Here is a 14,573-nt window from a genome sequence, read left to right as displayed (position 1 = left end):
CATGAAGATCGGCCTATCGGCATTTCTCATTTTCTCAGTTTCTTCTTTTTCCTTTGGCCAAAATAAGGACAAACACATCTCAGGCATTGAACATGTAATCGTCATCGGGATTGATGGCCTGAGTCCTGACGGCATCAAAAAGGCCAAAACGCCTGTGATAGACGGGATGATTGCCAATGGCAGTGTGAAGTGGAACGTACGTACGGTACTGACATCTTCCAGTAGCCAGAACTGGGGCTCCATGATCATGGGCGCCGGCCCCGAACAGCATGGTATTATCGATAACGACTGGGAAATTGATGACCACACCTTACCTCCCATTGTACAGGAGTCGGACGGGCGCTTCCCCACCATTTTCAGCGTTTTACGCCAGCAGAAACCCAATGCCGAAATCGGAGCGGTATACCACTGGGGAGGATTCGGGAGACTGTTTCAAAAAAATGCAATGAATTACGACAAGCATTTTAAAACGGAAGATAGCACCACTACCGATTTCATTCGCTATGTCAAAGAAAAAAAGCCCACGCTGGGCTTCCTGCACCTTGACCACGTGGACCATGCCGGTCACCATGGCGGCCACGGCACCGCCGAATACTACGCCTCGGTTGTCAAAACCGACTCGCTGATCGGAAAAATTCTTACAGGGATAAAAGAGGCGGGAATTGAAAAGAATACCCTGGTGATTTTATGGGCAGATCATGGCGGCATAGGCTTCGGTCATGGCGGCGCTACACCTCAGGAAGCGGAAATTGCAGGTGTTTTTTTTGGCAAAGGCATTAAAAAAGGCTACCAGATCCAACAACAGGTATACACCTACGACCTGGCCGCTACCATTGCATTTGCACTGAATATCACGCCGCCCTACGCCTGGACAGGCCGTCCCGCAAAGCCTGCTTTTGAAGGACTTACAGAACCAGCAAATTTATGGCTGGGCGAAAAAACCACTCCTGCGCCGATTATTTATCCCGAACGAAAATTGTATCAGCAGGCCGGGGGTTTGTATGTGGATCAAATACCGTCGGTTAAAATAGCCTCTTCGGAAAGCAAAGGCGTGATACGGTATACACTGGATGGAAGTAGCCCCCAACCCACCTCACCCGTTTACCGTGAACCGTTTACCCTCAGCCAAACAACAGTAGTCAAGGCAAAATCATTTGACGAAAAAGGCACAGCCAGCATGCTCTCGACAGCCTATTTCAGGGTTGTTAAATCGGGGCAGGGAAATGGATTGTCCACCAGTTTTTATCCCGGCCAAAATTTGCAAAAACTACCCCAGTTTGGCGATTTGAAAAAGGCTTCAACCTGGATCAGTCCCGAATTCAACATAGACCTGGATCAGATGAATAAGCTGCTACCTCAGGATAATAGCAGCTTTGCCCTGCAATTCGAAGGCTTTCTTGTGATCGACAAGCCAGGCAAGTATACATTTTCCACGGCTTCGGATGATGGCAGCAAATTGTATATCAACGAAAAACAAATTGTAAATAACGACGGAAACCATGGTGTGAAGGAAAGTGCCGGATCCGTTGAACTTACTGCCGGCCGGCATCCGATACGGGTGGCCTATTATAACAACGGAGGTGGTTTCTGGCTGGATGTATTCTATAAAGGACCCGGGCTTACCAAGCAGCTGATACCAGCCGACAAGCTCTTTATCAAATAAACCCGATTACAGATTGACCGGGTAGCAAGAAGCAGAAATAGTCAACCCTTAGCACTTCCATGACAGAAAATCATAACAGAACAGAAGGAGATATTAATCTTTCGGAAGCACGGCGTAACTGGTATGCGGTGATCAACGATACGGATACACAGGCTTATTTAAAAGAAGATGCGGAACATTTTCTGCACCAGGCACTCTCTACACCATGCCTTGATGTGCTGGCTTCCTGTGATGGCATTTACCTGACCGACCTCAGCGGCAAACGTTACATGGATTTTCATGGGAATAACGTGCATCAGCTGGGCTATCGCCATCCTTTTGTAATTGGTAAGATTAAAGAACAACTGGATATCCTTCCGTTTTCGCCACGTCGCTTCACCAACGTGCCCGCGGTGGAACTTGCAAAGAAATTGGGAGAACTGCTGCCTGGTGACCTCAACCGGGTACTATTTGCTCCTGGCGGTACTTCCGCAATCAGTATGGCTCTTAAGCTGGCCCGTGTGGTAACCGGAAAGCACAAGATCATTTCCTTATGGGACTCCTTCCATGGTGCTTCCATGGATGCCATTTCGGTTGGAGGTGAGCAAGATTTCCGAAAAGACATGGGACCGCTCATGCCGGGTGTGGAACGTATACCCCCACCGATGACCTACCGCGGGCCGTTTGCGTCAGCACAGCAGGGCGACTTGCCTTACGCCGATTATCTGGAATATGTCATTGAAAAGGAAGGTGATATTGGTGCGTTTATGATTGAAACCATCCGCAATACAGATGTACAGATCCCCTCACAGGCTTATTGGAATCGTGTGAGAGAAATTTGCACGAAACATAAGGTACTTTTAATTCTGGATGAGATCCCCATTGCCTTCGGACGTACCGGTAAGATGTTTGCCTTTGAACATTATGGCATCGAACCGGATATCATCTGCCTGGGAAAAGGGCTTGGCGGGGGTGTGATGCCCATGGCGGCCATAGTGGCACGTGAGGGGTACAATATAGCGGGTGAGATTTCCCTTGGACATTTTACGCATGAAAAAAGTCCGCTCGGAAGTGTGGCCGCTCTGGCCATGCTGGAGTACATGGAGCAACATCATTTACTGCAAAAGGTACAGGACGACGAAGCTTTCATGTCAGAAGCTTTACATGGCCTGAAGGATAAATTCCCCTTAATTGGAGACGTAAGGGGAATAGGTTTACTCTGGGGCGTAGAGCTTGTCAAAGACCGCAATACCAAGGAAAAAGCGGTTAAAGAATCCGAAATGGTTATGTACGAATGCCTCAAAAACGGAATGAGTTTCAAGGTTTCGCAGGGGAATGTAATTCAATTGTCGCCCCCCTTAATCATCAGCCGGGAAGAGCTCACCGAGGCATTAAAGATCCTGGAAGCTGCCATTGAAATAGCTTCTCATGCTCATTGACCACATTCAAGGGCAACCATCTAACAGCTAAAATATGCGACTCAAAGAGGCACTTTCCCGATCCAATTCGCTTTTTATTGCCTGGGCTGTCATTGCCTCCTTCGGGGCCTACTTCTGCATGTATGCTTTCAGGAAGCCATTCAACTCGGGCTTGTATACCGGGCTCCAGATGGGTGAGGTGGGGTACAAAACCATCCTGATCATCGCCCAGGTGGCGGGGTATACGCTTTCTAAATTCGTTGGCGTCAAGGTGATTTCAGAATTAAAGCCCGGCTCCCGGATTACACTCATCGTTACCCTTATTCTCATTGCGGAAGTAGCACTATTGTTTTTCGGACTGGTCCCTTTTCCCTATAATTTTATTTTCCTGTTTATCAATGGGCTGCCACTGGGAATGGTATACGGGGTGGTGTTCAGCTTTCTCGAGGGAAGGCGATTTACCGAAATGTTGGCCATGGGGCTCAACATCAGCGTAGTGGTCGCCTCCGGTATCCTTAAAACCACGTATATTGAAGTGCATACACTGTTGCCTGGCGTTTCGGAATTCTGGATGCCGGCTTTAATGGGCCTGCTGTTTCTACCGCTTTTTTTGATGTTTGTATGGATGCTGTCCGTCATTCCCGCTCCCACTCTGGAGGACATCAATCAAAGGTCGGAGCGAAACCCGATGTCCAAATCAGACAAGCAGCGTGTGATGAAAGACCTGGGCATACCGGTAATCTGCCTCATTATCTGCTACGCCACCCTGGTTATAGGGCGCGATTTAAGGGATAATTTCACCATTGAAATATGGAATGAACTGGATGCCAACTGGCAAAGCAGTGTGCTTTCCAGCACCGAACTGATCACCGGGATCATCGTGCTGATTGTCATCGGGAATCTTGCCTTTGTAAAGGATAACCTAATCGGTTTCCGACTCACCAACCTGATTCTCATCGCCGGCATTACCATCACCGGATTGGCTACGTTTTTGTTTCAAACCAACATGATAGACGGCTTTTACTGGATGCTGCTGGTTGGACTGGGCATGTTTTTATGTTACACTGTACTTCAAAGTGTGCTGTTCGACCGCATGATCGCCCTTTTCAGAATCAAGGCGAATGCGGGTTATTTTGTTTACATGTGCGAAAGCATTGGTTATCTGGGCAGTGTAGGTTTACTGCTTTATAAAGAGTTTTTCATGAAAGACATCAGCTGGATCAATGTCCTCAAGCATTTTACATACCTGCAGTTTGGTACGGGACTCGTGCTGCTTATCCTGAGCAACGTTTATCTGGAACGTTACCGCAGGCGCTCCTGCTTTCCCGAAGCCTCCCCGGCATTGTAGCAAGGTACATCTACCCAATTTCTCAGCACTGAGCTTATCCTAATTTCTACATCTACTTCTCACCCCTGCACTTCACCTTATGAGAAATCTGCTACTTTTGTCCAACGATATGTACCAGCAAAAGTATGTTGTCCGATTCCGGAATGAAAAGAAAAGAAGATTTAGCCGCTAACCAGGAGATAACGAAAAGTGACTTTGGCGATGATTTCAGGTGGGGAACAGCTACGGCATCTTTTCAGGTTGAAGGAGCTGTAACTGAAGACGGCAGAGGCCCCTCCATTTGGGATACTTTTACGACCAGAGCCGGAAAGATCAAAAACGCAGATCACGCAAGCATCAGCTGTGATTTTTATAATTTATACCAAACTGACCTGGACCTGGTATCGGAACTTGGCTTCACAGAATTCCGGTTTTCGATATCCTGGTCCCGGATATTACCCTCTGGCGCGGGTCAGAAAAATCAGAAAGGCATCGACTTTTACAACAAGCTGATCGATGCATGCCTGGAAAGGAATATTACACCCTGGATCACCTTGTACCACTGGGATCTGCCTCAGGCGCTGGAAGATCAAGGCGGATGGAAAAACCGGCAAATCGTTACCTGGTTTGGGGAGTACGCCAGGCTTTGCGCCACCGAATTTGGCGATCGTGTTAAAAACTGGATCGTCCTGAACGAACCCATGGCAGTGGCCGGCCTCGGTTACACTTCGGGCTTGCATGCACCTGGCAGAAAGGGAATCCTTAATTTCCTGCCTGTGGTACACCACCTGGCGCTTTGCCAGGCAGAGGGAGGTAGAATAATCAGGGAGAATGTTCCCAACGCCTACATTGGTACGGCCATATCCTGTTCCAGCATCGAACCATTTTCACAACAAACCAGAGATATTAAAGCAGCTGCCCGTGCCGATGCACTGATGAACCGTCTTTTCATTGAACCCCTTCTCGGCTTGGGATATCCTGTGGACGCCTTTCCTTTTTTGTCTAATATCGAAAAATACGCGCTGCCAGCGGATCGTGAAAAGCTGCGGTTCGATTTTGATTTCATCGGACTGCAGAACTATTTTCCCGTCGTAGTAAGGCATTCCTATTTAAAGCCGGTACTATGGCTAAAGGAAGTCACCCCAGTGCAGAGAGGTGTTCGCCGGACTGCCAGCGGATGGGAAATTTCTCCCGACGGTATGTGGGAAATACTCAAACAATTCTCAGCGTATTCGGGAATCAGAGACATTATCATTTCCGAAAATGGTGCATTTTTTGAGGATCACTGCGTGGATGGGGTAGTTGATGACCAGGAGCGGCTGGAGTTTTTCAGGGAATATTTACAAAAAGTGTTACAGGCAAAACGGGAAGGCGTAAAGGTAAAAGGCTATTTTGCCTGGTCGTTGATGGATAATTTCGAGTGGGCGGAGGGCTACGCTGCCAGGTTTGGCATTGTTCATGTGGACTTCAATACACAGAAACGCACCATCAAAAATTCAGGGAAGTGGTTTGCCCGACTGCTGAATGCTGAGCCCCTGCCTGTTACCTTGAAACAGCAATTCACGAAATCAAACCCTCTGGAACAATAATTTAACAAACCCATAACCCAACGGCAACACCCAGTTAATAATAGAAGATCATATTTGTGAGAAGAGAAAACGACTCACTTTGATATGCGGATTTTATTTTTAGTTCAGGGAGAAGGCCGCGGTCATTTGACACAGGCCATTGCATTACGTCAAATACTGCAAAAAACAAACCATGAAGTAGTCGCAGCTCTCGTGGGAACCGCTGTTGACCGTAATATTCCGTCCTTTTTTACAGAACAGATTCAGGCACCGGTGCATCATTTCAATGCACCCCAGATCATCTACAGTACCCAAGGCAAAGGGATGCACCTGATGCGTACGCTTACTGCGCTCATCACGGGTTTACCTCGCTACATCGGCGCTTTGCGGCATCTTCACAAAACCATCACGGAGATCCAACCCGACCTCATTATCAGCTTCTATGAAACGTATGGAGGGATTTATAATGTGATTTTCCGGTCCAAAATACCGATGATCTGCGTGGCCCACCAGTATTTGCTGCTTCATCCCAGCTTCACTTTCCCGGACAAAAATCGCCTGAACCGTATGCTGATCAATCTGAATTCAAAAGCGACTTCATGGCTTTCCGCTCAACGTCTTGCTTTATCTTTCAGGAGATTCGAAACATTGCAAAACCTAAAAATGGAAGTTGTCCCCCCTCTGTTAAGGCGCGAAGTGACTCAACTGATCCCTACCACCGGCGACTTTTTGCTGGTATATATGACGCATCATAGCCTGAGCCGGGAAATAATTGCATGGCATCAGGAGCACCCGGAAGTCAAACTGCACTGCTTTTGGGATAATGCCAATGCAGCAAATGTTTTAAATTATGACGAAACCCTGACCTTTCACCGGATCGACAGTGCCAAATATTTAAACATGCTATCGTCATGTAAAGCACTTGTCACAACGGCGGGATTTGAGTCGGTATGTGAAGCCATGTATCTGGGCAAACCTGTCATGATGGTTCCGGTACCCAACCATTTCGAGCAGCAGTGTAACGCCATCGACGGCGTTATTTCCGGCGCAGGTATCCGGAGTGATAAGTTCAATTTATCTCTGCTCCTATCCTACCTGCCCCATCACAAGGATCAGTCGGAAAAATTTAAAAACTGGTACAAAAACGGCGAGGCCATGTTTGTTGAGCAAATTGAAAAGTTCAGCCCAGAACCTACTCTGACTGGCCCCTCAGGCCAATTAGAGGTTACCAGGTAACACCTCAAGTATTTTATCCACGGAAGTTTTCATTTTTTGATGCTGCAAATCGCCGGAAAATGCCGGAAATCCTGAACATTTTACAGCAGCTGCAAGATCCTTTTCCAGGTCCAGCGCGTCTTGGTTTTTTGAAAGAAACATGCCTTTTTTAGACAAATCGAGGGCCAGATATTCCTGCTCCGACTGACCCGGCGTAGGGATAAGCAAGGCCTTTTTTCCCATTACTGCCAGATCCATCAGGGTTGAATAACCACTCCGGCACACGACCAAAGCTGTCCGGAGCATTAATTCCTGGAGTTGGGCTGCGTCCTGATGCGTATAGTATTCAACACCAGCGGGAAGCTTTTCAGGCACCCCCCCCGCTGGATTTCCGCCAACGACCGTATACCGGTAAGACGTATTTTCGGGAATCTGGGAAAGGATTTTCTGCTCAAGCAGGCTTCGTTGTGGTTCGGGCCCCGACAAGAGTATCAGCACTTCATTTCCTGCCAGGTTTGGTTTCGGCAACTGGAAAGTCAGTTGCGAAAGTAGTCCTATGTAGCGGGCATTGGATGGTTTTTGGTTGGGATGAGACAGTTTTCCACCCATGTGATTAGGGCCCTCATGATCCACAACCCAGCATTGATCAAACCGTTCTAAAATCCGGTAATGAGCGCGCAAAAGGAATCGATCCACCAGAGCACCTGCACCCGATTGAATCTGCAACTGATGGGTCATGATGACCGACGCGAGCCCACTTATTTTAAGACCATACCGGTTATCGGAAATAACCAGGTCGAATCCATACTGCTCCTGCACCTTAGACAGCCATTTCCTTTCATTTTTTATTGCTCTTAAAATTTTGGGGATCTGGATCAGTATTTTAAAAGTAAAACGGGAAGCACTGGAGCTGTATCGTATTTTATACCCCTGAACAGGCAGGATGGTTAACGCGGGGAAATTGTCCTTTAAAAGCAAGGCGGTAGCACCTTCAGCAGCGATTGTCACCTCACATTGTTTTTCGAGTAAATACCGGATGATTGGTATGCACCTGGTGGCATGGCCCAATCCCCAATCCAACGGCGACAAAAGTATTTTCAAAGGTCTGTTCAACGTTCTTCTCCTTAAACTGTTCACGGACTTGTGGGCGAAACTGATTTTGCGAGTGTCCAGGTGTAAAAGTAACAGGTACTTAAACGGCGACCTGCCACGAGAATTCATAGTCAAATAATTACGCCATAGACATTAGCCACAAAAAGCGCAACAATTGAACCATCGAACAATTTAGCAATTAAACACGAGCAGCCCGGTGTAAAGATAAGAAGGAGATTTTCTGATTTTTAGCTTGGCAAAGTATTATATGTGTAGTCAATTAGGTACCGCATACATATATGCTGTAAACCAACCGGGGGTTAACATAGTGAAGCCAAATTTAAATTCAAGGCATAAAATTTGTACTATTACCTTATCACATTAAAATAAACCATATGAGTACTGAAAAAGCCATTTTGGCAGGCGGTTGCTTTTGGGGGGTAGAAGAACTGATCAGGCACCAGCCGGGTGTTATCAGCACGGTGGTTGGATATACCGGGGGCGATGTTCCTCATGCAACTTATCGGAATCACGGAACACACGCAGAGGGTATCGAGATCGTTTTTGACCCTGCCCAGTTAAGCTATCGTTCACTTCTTGAATATTTCTTCCAGATTCACGACCCTACTACGCGTAACCGGCAGGGAAATGACATTGGCGCTTCCTACCGCTCCGCCATTTTCTACATCGATGAAACCCAGCGTGACGTTGCAAACACACTGATCACAGAAATGGAAGCATCCGGGGTATGGCCTGGCAAAATTGTGACCGAGGTGGTGCCTGCCACAGATTTTTGGAATGCCGAAGCAGAGCACCAGGACTATTTACAGAAAAATCCAGGCGGATATACCTGCCACTTTGAACGACCCAGCTGGAAACTAGGCTGATCACCTTTGGTTGAAATTAGAAAAGCGCAGCCAAATGCGCTTTTCTTTTGTCGCCAATACGGATAAACCAGGCCCCTGAAATCCGCAACTACTTCATTAATAAGGTCAACCTATATGAATCATTTTTGACCAAAAACATCCTTTAAAGCGCGCTTGGCAGCATGATAGCCACACATGCCATGAACGCCACCACCGGGAGGTGTCGCTGACGAACAAATATACATCCCTTTCATCGAGGTGCGATAGGGAGATAGGCTCATCACTGGCCTAGTATAAAGCTGCCGTATATCCTGGATCCCTCCGTTGATGTCACCACCCACGTAATTGGGATTATATGCTTGCATCTCACTGGTATTCATGGTGTTTCGTGCCATTATAATATCTCTGAATCCGGGAGCAAACCGCTCCACCTGACTTTCAATGGCAGCAGTCATATCCTCATGAGAGCCGTTGGGCACATGGCAATAGGCCCATGCCGTGTGCTTACCCGCTGGTGCTCTGGAACCGTCAAATACACTGGGCTGTGTGAGCAAAACAAATGGCTTTTCTGAATGCTTGCCCTTCGACGTAATTTTTTCAGAATATTCGATTTCTTCCAGGGTGTTGCCCAGGTGAACGGTACCGGCTTTTTTACAATCGGCGTTGGCAAATGGGATTGGCTCACAAAGTGCCCAGTCTATCTTAAAAACACCCATGCCATACCGGTATTTTTGAAGCTTTCTGGCATAGGCTACACTTAGCTTATCACCCGCTATTTCCAGAAGCTGTCTCGGTGTAACGTCCAGTAATATAGCTTGCGCCTTTGGCAGCTCGTCGAGAGACCTGACAAAATGATTTGTTTCAATTTGACCGCCTATGGATAAAAAATACGAAACCAATGCGTTGGCAATCGACTGTGATCCTCCTTTGGGGATGGGCCAATGACCCACGTGAGCTGCTGACATGAGCATCATACCGAAGGCCGATGTCGCCAGGTTGGTGAGGGGTTGCATGGAATGAGCCGCCATGCCTGCCCATAAGCCCCGGGCCTTTTTAGTTCCAAAACGATCTCCGAGCCAGCTCGCTGATGTCAGTGCCTTTACACCAAATTGGGCCAGAGCAATGGGGTGTCGCGGATACGGAAACGGGCCAAGCAGATCCGGTAACAATTTCGGGAGATTCCTCACCGTCGATTCCATGATACGGAGATAAGCATCGCGGTCTGCTCCGAGGGCATCAGCCGTTTCTGATAATGAGTGGTGAAGCACTCCCGATGTGCCATCATCGAAAGGATGTGCCGCAGCAATTGCAGGATTGATCATTTCCAGTCCAAAATCCGTCAGTGGCAAACTCTTAAAAAATGGAGACAAAGTCACCATGGGGTGCACCGCTGAACATACGTCATGAACAAAACCGGGTAGTGTCAGTTCCGCAGAGCGCATACCACCACCGAGCTCGCCCTTTCCTTCCAATAGAAGAACATACAGCCCGGCCCGCCTCAGCGTGATGGCAGCCGCCAGCCCGTTGGGACCCGAACCTACAACAATCGCGTCATATTCTACTTTGGCCATCTGGTTGTGCAAAATTCGACTGTGGCTAACCGGAAAATGGAAACGGTGATATCCGCAAAATTTTCTCGCTTTGAGTCCCTTTGCTGCAAAACCCCGATTAATATCGCCCGCACCCCTTCCCCCCCTTCATCCATCCACCTTTTACCTCACTTCACCTGCACATCCTTAAACATATACAGATTATCGCTCGTTCTGAGTGGTTTGCCACTGGCTGTTGTCACATTTCTGAGTATAACCTCCTTTGTTTTAACATAAGGGAATTTTTCCTTGTAAGAATCGTCACGCATTTCCGGATTGAAATTGGTGAAAATGGCTGGCCCCTTGTAGTTTTCGGGATGTTTGGAATCGTCGATGCGGAGGTTTTCAATGGTGATCCGTTCGGGCATGTAACAGGTGTAGCCAAAATCATGCTGACCCGAATATGAGCCGCTGATCAAAGCCGGACTGGTGGGTTTGCCGCCCGCCGGCACCAGCACACAATTGCGGATAATGACCTCTCCCTGCCAGGTACTGCCGTAGTCGGAGCGCAGGTTAACAATACTCCTTCCGCGGATAGTCGAATTCTCTATCAGCAAGAGTCCGCTGCCAATCGCATTGATACCCATGTGTCCGAGTGTAGAATTGCGAATGGTTGCATTGGCAACACCCTGGTGGGCATCAAACCGGGATAAGACACAACGGTCATAAAGCATATTTTTACAAAAATTAGAGCCCAGAATGCCCCAGTACGTGTTGTCGTTGATGTCGTTGGTCTGTGTACAATTGACAAAAGAAACATTAATGGCACGGTTGGCCGACAAATCGTAAGTACCCATCGTGACAGGCTTATTGGCAGCGCCAATGGTGCTGTAGGTCTTGTGGCCGGTCAGGATGGTATTTTTCACCGTGACATTGGCGCAGTCACCGATCGTGATGAACCCCCCATAGGGTGCACCGTGGTCGCCTTCGCCGGTAATGCGGTGCTCTAATCCTTCAACCAGCACATGCGACCGCCGGATCGAAATATTGCGGCTGTAATAGGTGTACTTTGATTCTGCTTTGTTGGCAATGGTCGTAAAACGTCCGCCGGTGATCCTGAGCTCCTTCTCATCAATGGGGAGCGCAGTGATGTCGGTAATCTGGTCGAAATCCCAAATGATCGGCGCCTTCATGTCCACATTCCCGTTTTTGTCGACCACAAAAATATCCGTCTGCGAAGATCCGTTGTTCTGATTCAGTCCATACCGGATGTATTGCTTTACGTTTGCATTCGTAACCGTGATCAGGCAAGGACCGGGAAGAGGGGCCTCAATTTTTTCCTGGTTACGCTTAAGTGAGGTTATTTTTTCCAGTTTAAACGATTGGAGACCTGAACTGACCGTAAAAACGGATGCATTGCGATTTTGCACCTCGGTATCGTCAATCATGAAAGCCGCTTTTCCAAAATCTGTGTCGGTACGGATGACTGCGGTTCGCTCCTTGCCACCGATATAATACCTGGCTTTGTCATCGGCCTTCACCCGAAGCCCATGCAGGTTGGCAAAGGCGTGGGTGGCGGCGATAGCATCTATGTCATCGGTTTCCCCATCCCCTTTTGCCCCAAAATCGCCATACCGGACCAACCCGGCCGCTTTAAATTTGGTAATATCCTTTGGCTCTACGTTTATTTTTAACTCCCCATTTTCACCGGTTTGCACACGGATTTCACCTTTTTCGGAGGTGATCACAGTATTTTCCAGCGAACCTCTTTTCTGAGCCAGAGACGCTAGTGAATAGCTTAAGAAAATAAATAGCAGAAGTGTTTTCTTGGTCATAACCGTTGACTGAGTCGTCATTTATTGTCAAAAAGATGCGTGGCAACACCTGCCGCCCGATATAAAGGTAAAGCCGTACCTAAACCTGCTATACTGACTATGATTAGCATGAAGCCAAAAAAGAAACCAACACCGCTCCCCTACAGCACCCATTCAACCCGAAGACACCATTCATTTTTAATTCTTCCAGGAAGCCTATCCAGATCTGTAAATGGATATGGTATGGGTGGTACCTATCAGCCCTAAATTCAAGAATCAAGTATTTTTCCCTTACCCGCTCCTTTGACAAGGGGAACCATACCGTATAGAGTCCATCGAACAATATCTAAACAGGTATGTACAGCGAAACCGTCAGGCAAAGATGCAAATTGCTCTTTTGCTAAGCACACTTTGGGAGCAAACATCTTAAACTTACCTTGAGAAGGAAAATAATTTTCATATTCTGCGTATTTCTATTCCTATTTGTTGGAGTTGCGATCCTCAACAGATATTGCCGGGCCCCCAGAAGCACGATCAATTTCCGCAGCAATAGCTACGTTTTCAAATTCAGATTCAACGATCATGGGTTTATTGAAATTCCCGCAATTGTCAAAGGCAAAAAATACAATCTGATCATCGATACCGGATCACAGAGAAGCCTCCTGCAGCAGTATGTGCCGGGAACCAGAAATAATCGCACCTCGCAGATAACAGATTCCAAGGGTTCTGTCTATGCTGAAAACAACGTGATAATTGATACCATGTCGTTGGGTTCTTTTGATCTGATCGGCCACAAGTTCATACAAACTTATTCTAAAAAACCAAGAAATGACGGAATCCTTGGAATGGACTTCTTGCAATATTTTACAATAACACTAAATTTCAAAAAGCAGGAGATTGAACTGACACGTGATAATGCCGTCGACAATGTACATCAGCTGAAAAAAATACAGATTCTGGGTCTAAAAAATACACCTTGTATTGAGCTCGATGTGGACGGAATAAAGACAATCTTCCTGATTGATACAGGCTACGATATGTTCGCCAGCGTCAATTCAAATACTGCTGACAAAGCGATGAAAAAGAATCTGATTCACTGGCAGGGCTACGATGAGAGTACAACCTACCGAGATGAACCCGGATTACCAGCAATTATTAATTATGCGCAAAAAATTGTGGATGTTTGCTTTACAGGTTATAAGCTAAAAAGGGAGATTATCCATTTCCACTCTAGAAAAAATCTGATGCATCTTGTTGGATTGGATTTTCTCAAACGTTTTGAAACCGTAACCTTCGACTTTCCGAATAATACCGCATATCTGGGAAAGATGCAGAAAAAGTCACTATTATATTTTCACGAATCCTTTCGATTCAATGGTTCCGGAATCCTATTTAACAATGATTCCTTACCCAAAATCACACACAAAGCGGAATTGGTCGCCAGCAAGGACATCGAAATAGGTGATACCATAGTAGGGTTTGAAAACAAACTGCTCGTAGAAAACATCAGGTCAAAGACGCTCCAAACGATCGGCAGCTTATACAGACACGGAGGTGCAGGCGCTCACAGTGAATTCACCGAGTTGATGAGAAGAGCCCGATTTTCCGGATCTGACGGACAGATAAGTATCTTAAAAAATGGTGTGTTAAGGGCAATAACTTTGAAAAGACAAAAACTGCTTCAACCCGAGTTTGAGTATATTGATTATTATCCACCAATGGAGATTCTGAACATACCGTATATAACATCACAAAGAGTTCTCAATGATACATCCTATTACTATATTTTCAAGGAAATACCTGGAATGAGATGATGATTACCGGTTATTTCGGCACTTCTGTTCGTTCTAGGTTAACCACCTCGCCGTAGTTCGTGGCCCCAAAAACGAAGAACAAGTCAACTCATTTTGTCCTACTACGTCATCAAGTAACTATTGAGTATTTGCACTTGATTTTTAAATTCAAAAAAACAATTTTCTTCAAAATGCGCCCATGAGATTTTCAGCTGTGAAGTTCCAGACTGAGAAATATAATGACTAAGAATATTTATTTATTGTTTATCAATAAATAAATATTGATAATTAGCCAATAGTTTGTATGTT

10 protein-coding genes are annotated in these 14,573 nt (G+C 46.6%); 7 read left to right on the top strand and 3 right to left on the bottom strand.

The features are described from left to right. The first annotated feature begins 1 nt into the window (after nucleotide 1). The 5 genes from DYADSP32_RS27620 to DYADSP32_RS27600 all read left to right on the top strand — a co-directional run bounded on the left by DYADSP32_RS27620 (nucleotide 2) and on the right by DYADSP32_RS27600 (nucleotide 7,191). Nucleotides 2-1,663, top strand: a complete 1,662-nt coding sequence (locus tag DYADSP32_RS27620) for an alkaline phosphatase family protein (RefSeq protein ID WP_414618108.1) — start codon at nucleotides 2-4, stop codon at nucleotides 1,661-1,663. Between the two features lie 59 nt (nucleotides 1,664-1,722). Further along, nucleotides 1,723-3,081 carry an aspartate aminotransferase family protein gene (locus DYADSP32_RS27615; protein WP_149239738.1) on the top strand — a complete coding sequence of 453 codons (1,359 nt, stop codon included), beginning with the start codon at nucleotides 1,723-1,725 and terminating at the stop codon, nucleotides 3,079-3,081. Nucleotides 3,082-3,115: 34 nt separating this feature from the next. Then, nucleotides 3,116-4,408 (top strand): DUF5690 family protein, encoded by a 1,293-nt coding sequence (locus tag DYADSP32_RS27610; protein ID WP_149239739.1) that lies wholly within the window; start codon nucleotides 3,116-3,118, stop codon nucleotides 4,406-4,408. 143 nt (nucleotides 4,409-4,551) lie between these two features. Beyond that, nucleotides 4,552-5,976, top strand: a complete 1,425-nt coding sequence (locus tag DYADSP32_RS27605) for a GH1 family beta-glucosidase (protein WP_149239740.1) — start codon at nucleotides 4,552-4,554, stop codon at nucleotides 5,974-5,976. Between the two features lie 84 nt (nucleotides 5,977-6,060). After that, nucleotides 6,061-7,191 (top strand): glycosyltransferase family protein, encoded by a 1,131-nt coding sequence (locus tag DYADSP32_RS27600; protein ID WP_149239741.1) that lies wholly within the window; start codon nucleotides 6,061-6,063, stop codon nucleotides 7,189-7,191. Here DYADSP32_RS27600 and DYADSP32_RS27595 read toward each other — a convergent pair. Beyond that, on the bottom strand, nucleotides 7,174-8,271 hold the full coding sequence (locus DYADSP32_RS27595) for a glycosyltransferase (RefSeq protein ID WP_414618107.1): 1,098 nt from the start codon (nucleotides 8,269-8,271) through the stop codon (nucleotides 7,174-7,176). The genes DYADSP32_RS27600 and DYADSP32_RS27595 overlap by 18 nt on opposite strands. Nucleotides 8,272-8,657: 386 nt before the next feature. On the opposite strand from DYADSP32_RS27595, the gene msrA reads away from it, so the two are divergent. Continuing rightward, nucleotides 8,658-9,149, top strand: coding sequence for a peptide-methionine (S)-S-oxide reductase MsrA (msrA, locus tag DYADSP32_RS27590; protein ID WP_149239743.1), 492 nt, complete (start codon nucleotides 8,658-8,660; stop codon nucleotides 9,147-9,149). Nucleotides 9,150-9,268: 119 nt separating this feature from the next. Here the strand turns inward: msrA and DYADSP32_RS27585 are convergent, their stop codons facing one another. Both DYADSP32_RS27585 and DYADSP32_RS27580 read right to left on the bottom strand, forming a co-directional pair. Continuing rightward, nucleotides 9,269-10,699 carry a phytoene desaturase family protein gene (locus DYADSP32_RS27585; protein WP_149239744.1) on the bottom strand — a complete coding sequence of 477 codons (1,431 nt, stop codon included), beginning with the start codon at nucleotides 10,697-10,699 and terminating at the stop codon, nucleotides 9,269-9,271. Between the two features lie 146 nt (nucleotides 10,700-10,845). Beyond that, nucleotides 10,846-12,492 carry a hypothetical protein gene (locus DYADSP32_RS27580; protein WP_149239745.1) on the bottom strand — a complete coding sequence of 549 codons (1,647 nt, stop codon included), beginning with the start codon at nucleotides 12,490-12,492 and terminating at the stop codon, nucleotides 10,846-10,848. Nucleotides 12,493-12,908: 416 nt separating this feature from the next. On the opposite strand from DYADSP32_RS27580, the gene DYADSP32_RS27575 reads away from it, so the two are divergent. Next, nucleotides 12,909-14,285 (top strand): aspartyl protease family protein, encoded by a 1,377-nt coding sequence (locus tag DYADSP32_RS27575; RefSeq protein WP_149239746.1) that lies wholly within the window; start codon nucleotides 12,909-12,911, stop codon nucleotides 14,283-14,285. Nucleotides 14,286-14,573: the final 288 nt, after the last annotated feature.

The organism is Dyadobacter sp. 32 (assembly GCF_902506755.1).
In the GTDB taxonomy this organism is placed as follows: Bacteria; Bacteroidota; Bacteroidia; order Cytophagales; family Spirosomataceae; genus Dyadobacter.
This window is presented reverse-complemented; position numbering and strand designations above follow the sequence as displayed.

Coding starts and splice junctions, on each gene's coding strand:
- DYADSP32_RS27620 (WP_414618108.1), top strand. CDS start 2: ATGAAGATCGGCCTATCGGCATTTCTCATTTTCTCAGTTTCTTCTTTT.
- DYADSP32_RS27615 (WP_149239738.1), top strand. CDS start 1,723: ATGACAGAAAATCATAACAGAACAGAAGGAGATATTAATCTTTCGGAA.
- DYADSP32_RS27610 (WP_149239739.1), top strand. CDS start 3,116: ATGCGACTCAAAGAGGCACTTTCCCGATCCAATTCGCTTTTTATTGCC.
- DYADSP32_RS27605 (WP_149239740.1), top strand. CDS start 4,552: ATGAAAAGAAAAGAAGATTTAGCCGCTAACCAGGAGATAACGAAAAGT.
- DYADSP32_RS27600 (WP_149239741.1), top strand. CDS start 6,061: ATGCGGATTTTATTTTTAGTTCAGGGAGAAGGCCGCGGTCATTTGACA.
- msrA (WP_149239743.1), top strand. CDS start 8,658: ATGAGTACTGAAAAAGCCATTTTGGCAGGCGGTTGCTTTTGGGGGGTA.
- DYADSP32_RS27585 (WP_149239744.1), bottom strand. CDS start 10,699: ATGGCCAAAGTAGAATATGACGCGATTGTTGTAGGTTCGGGTCCCAAC.
- DYADSP32_RS27580 (WP_149239745.1), bottom strand. CDS start 12,492: ATGACCAAGAAAACACTTCTGCTATTTATTTTCTTAAGCTATTCACTA.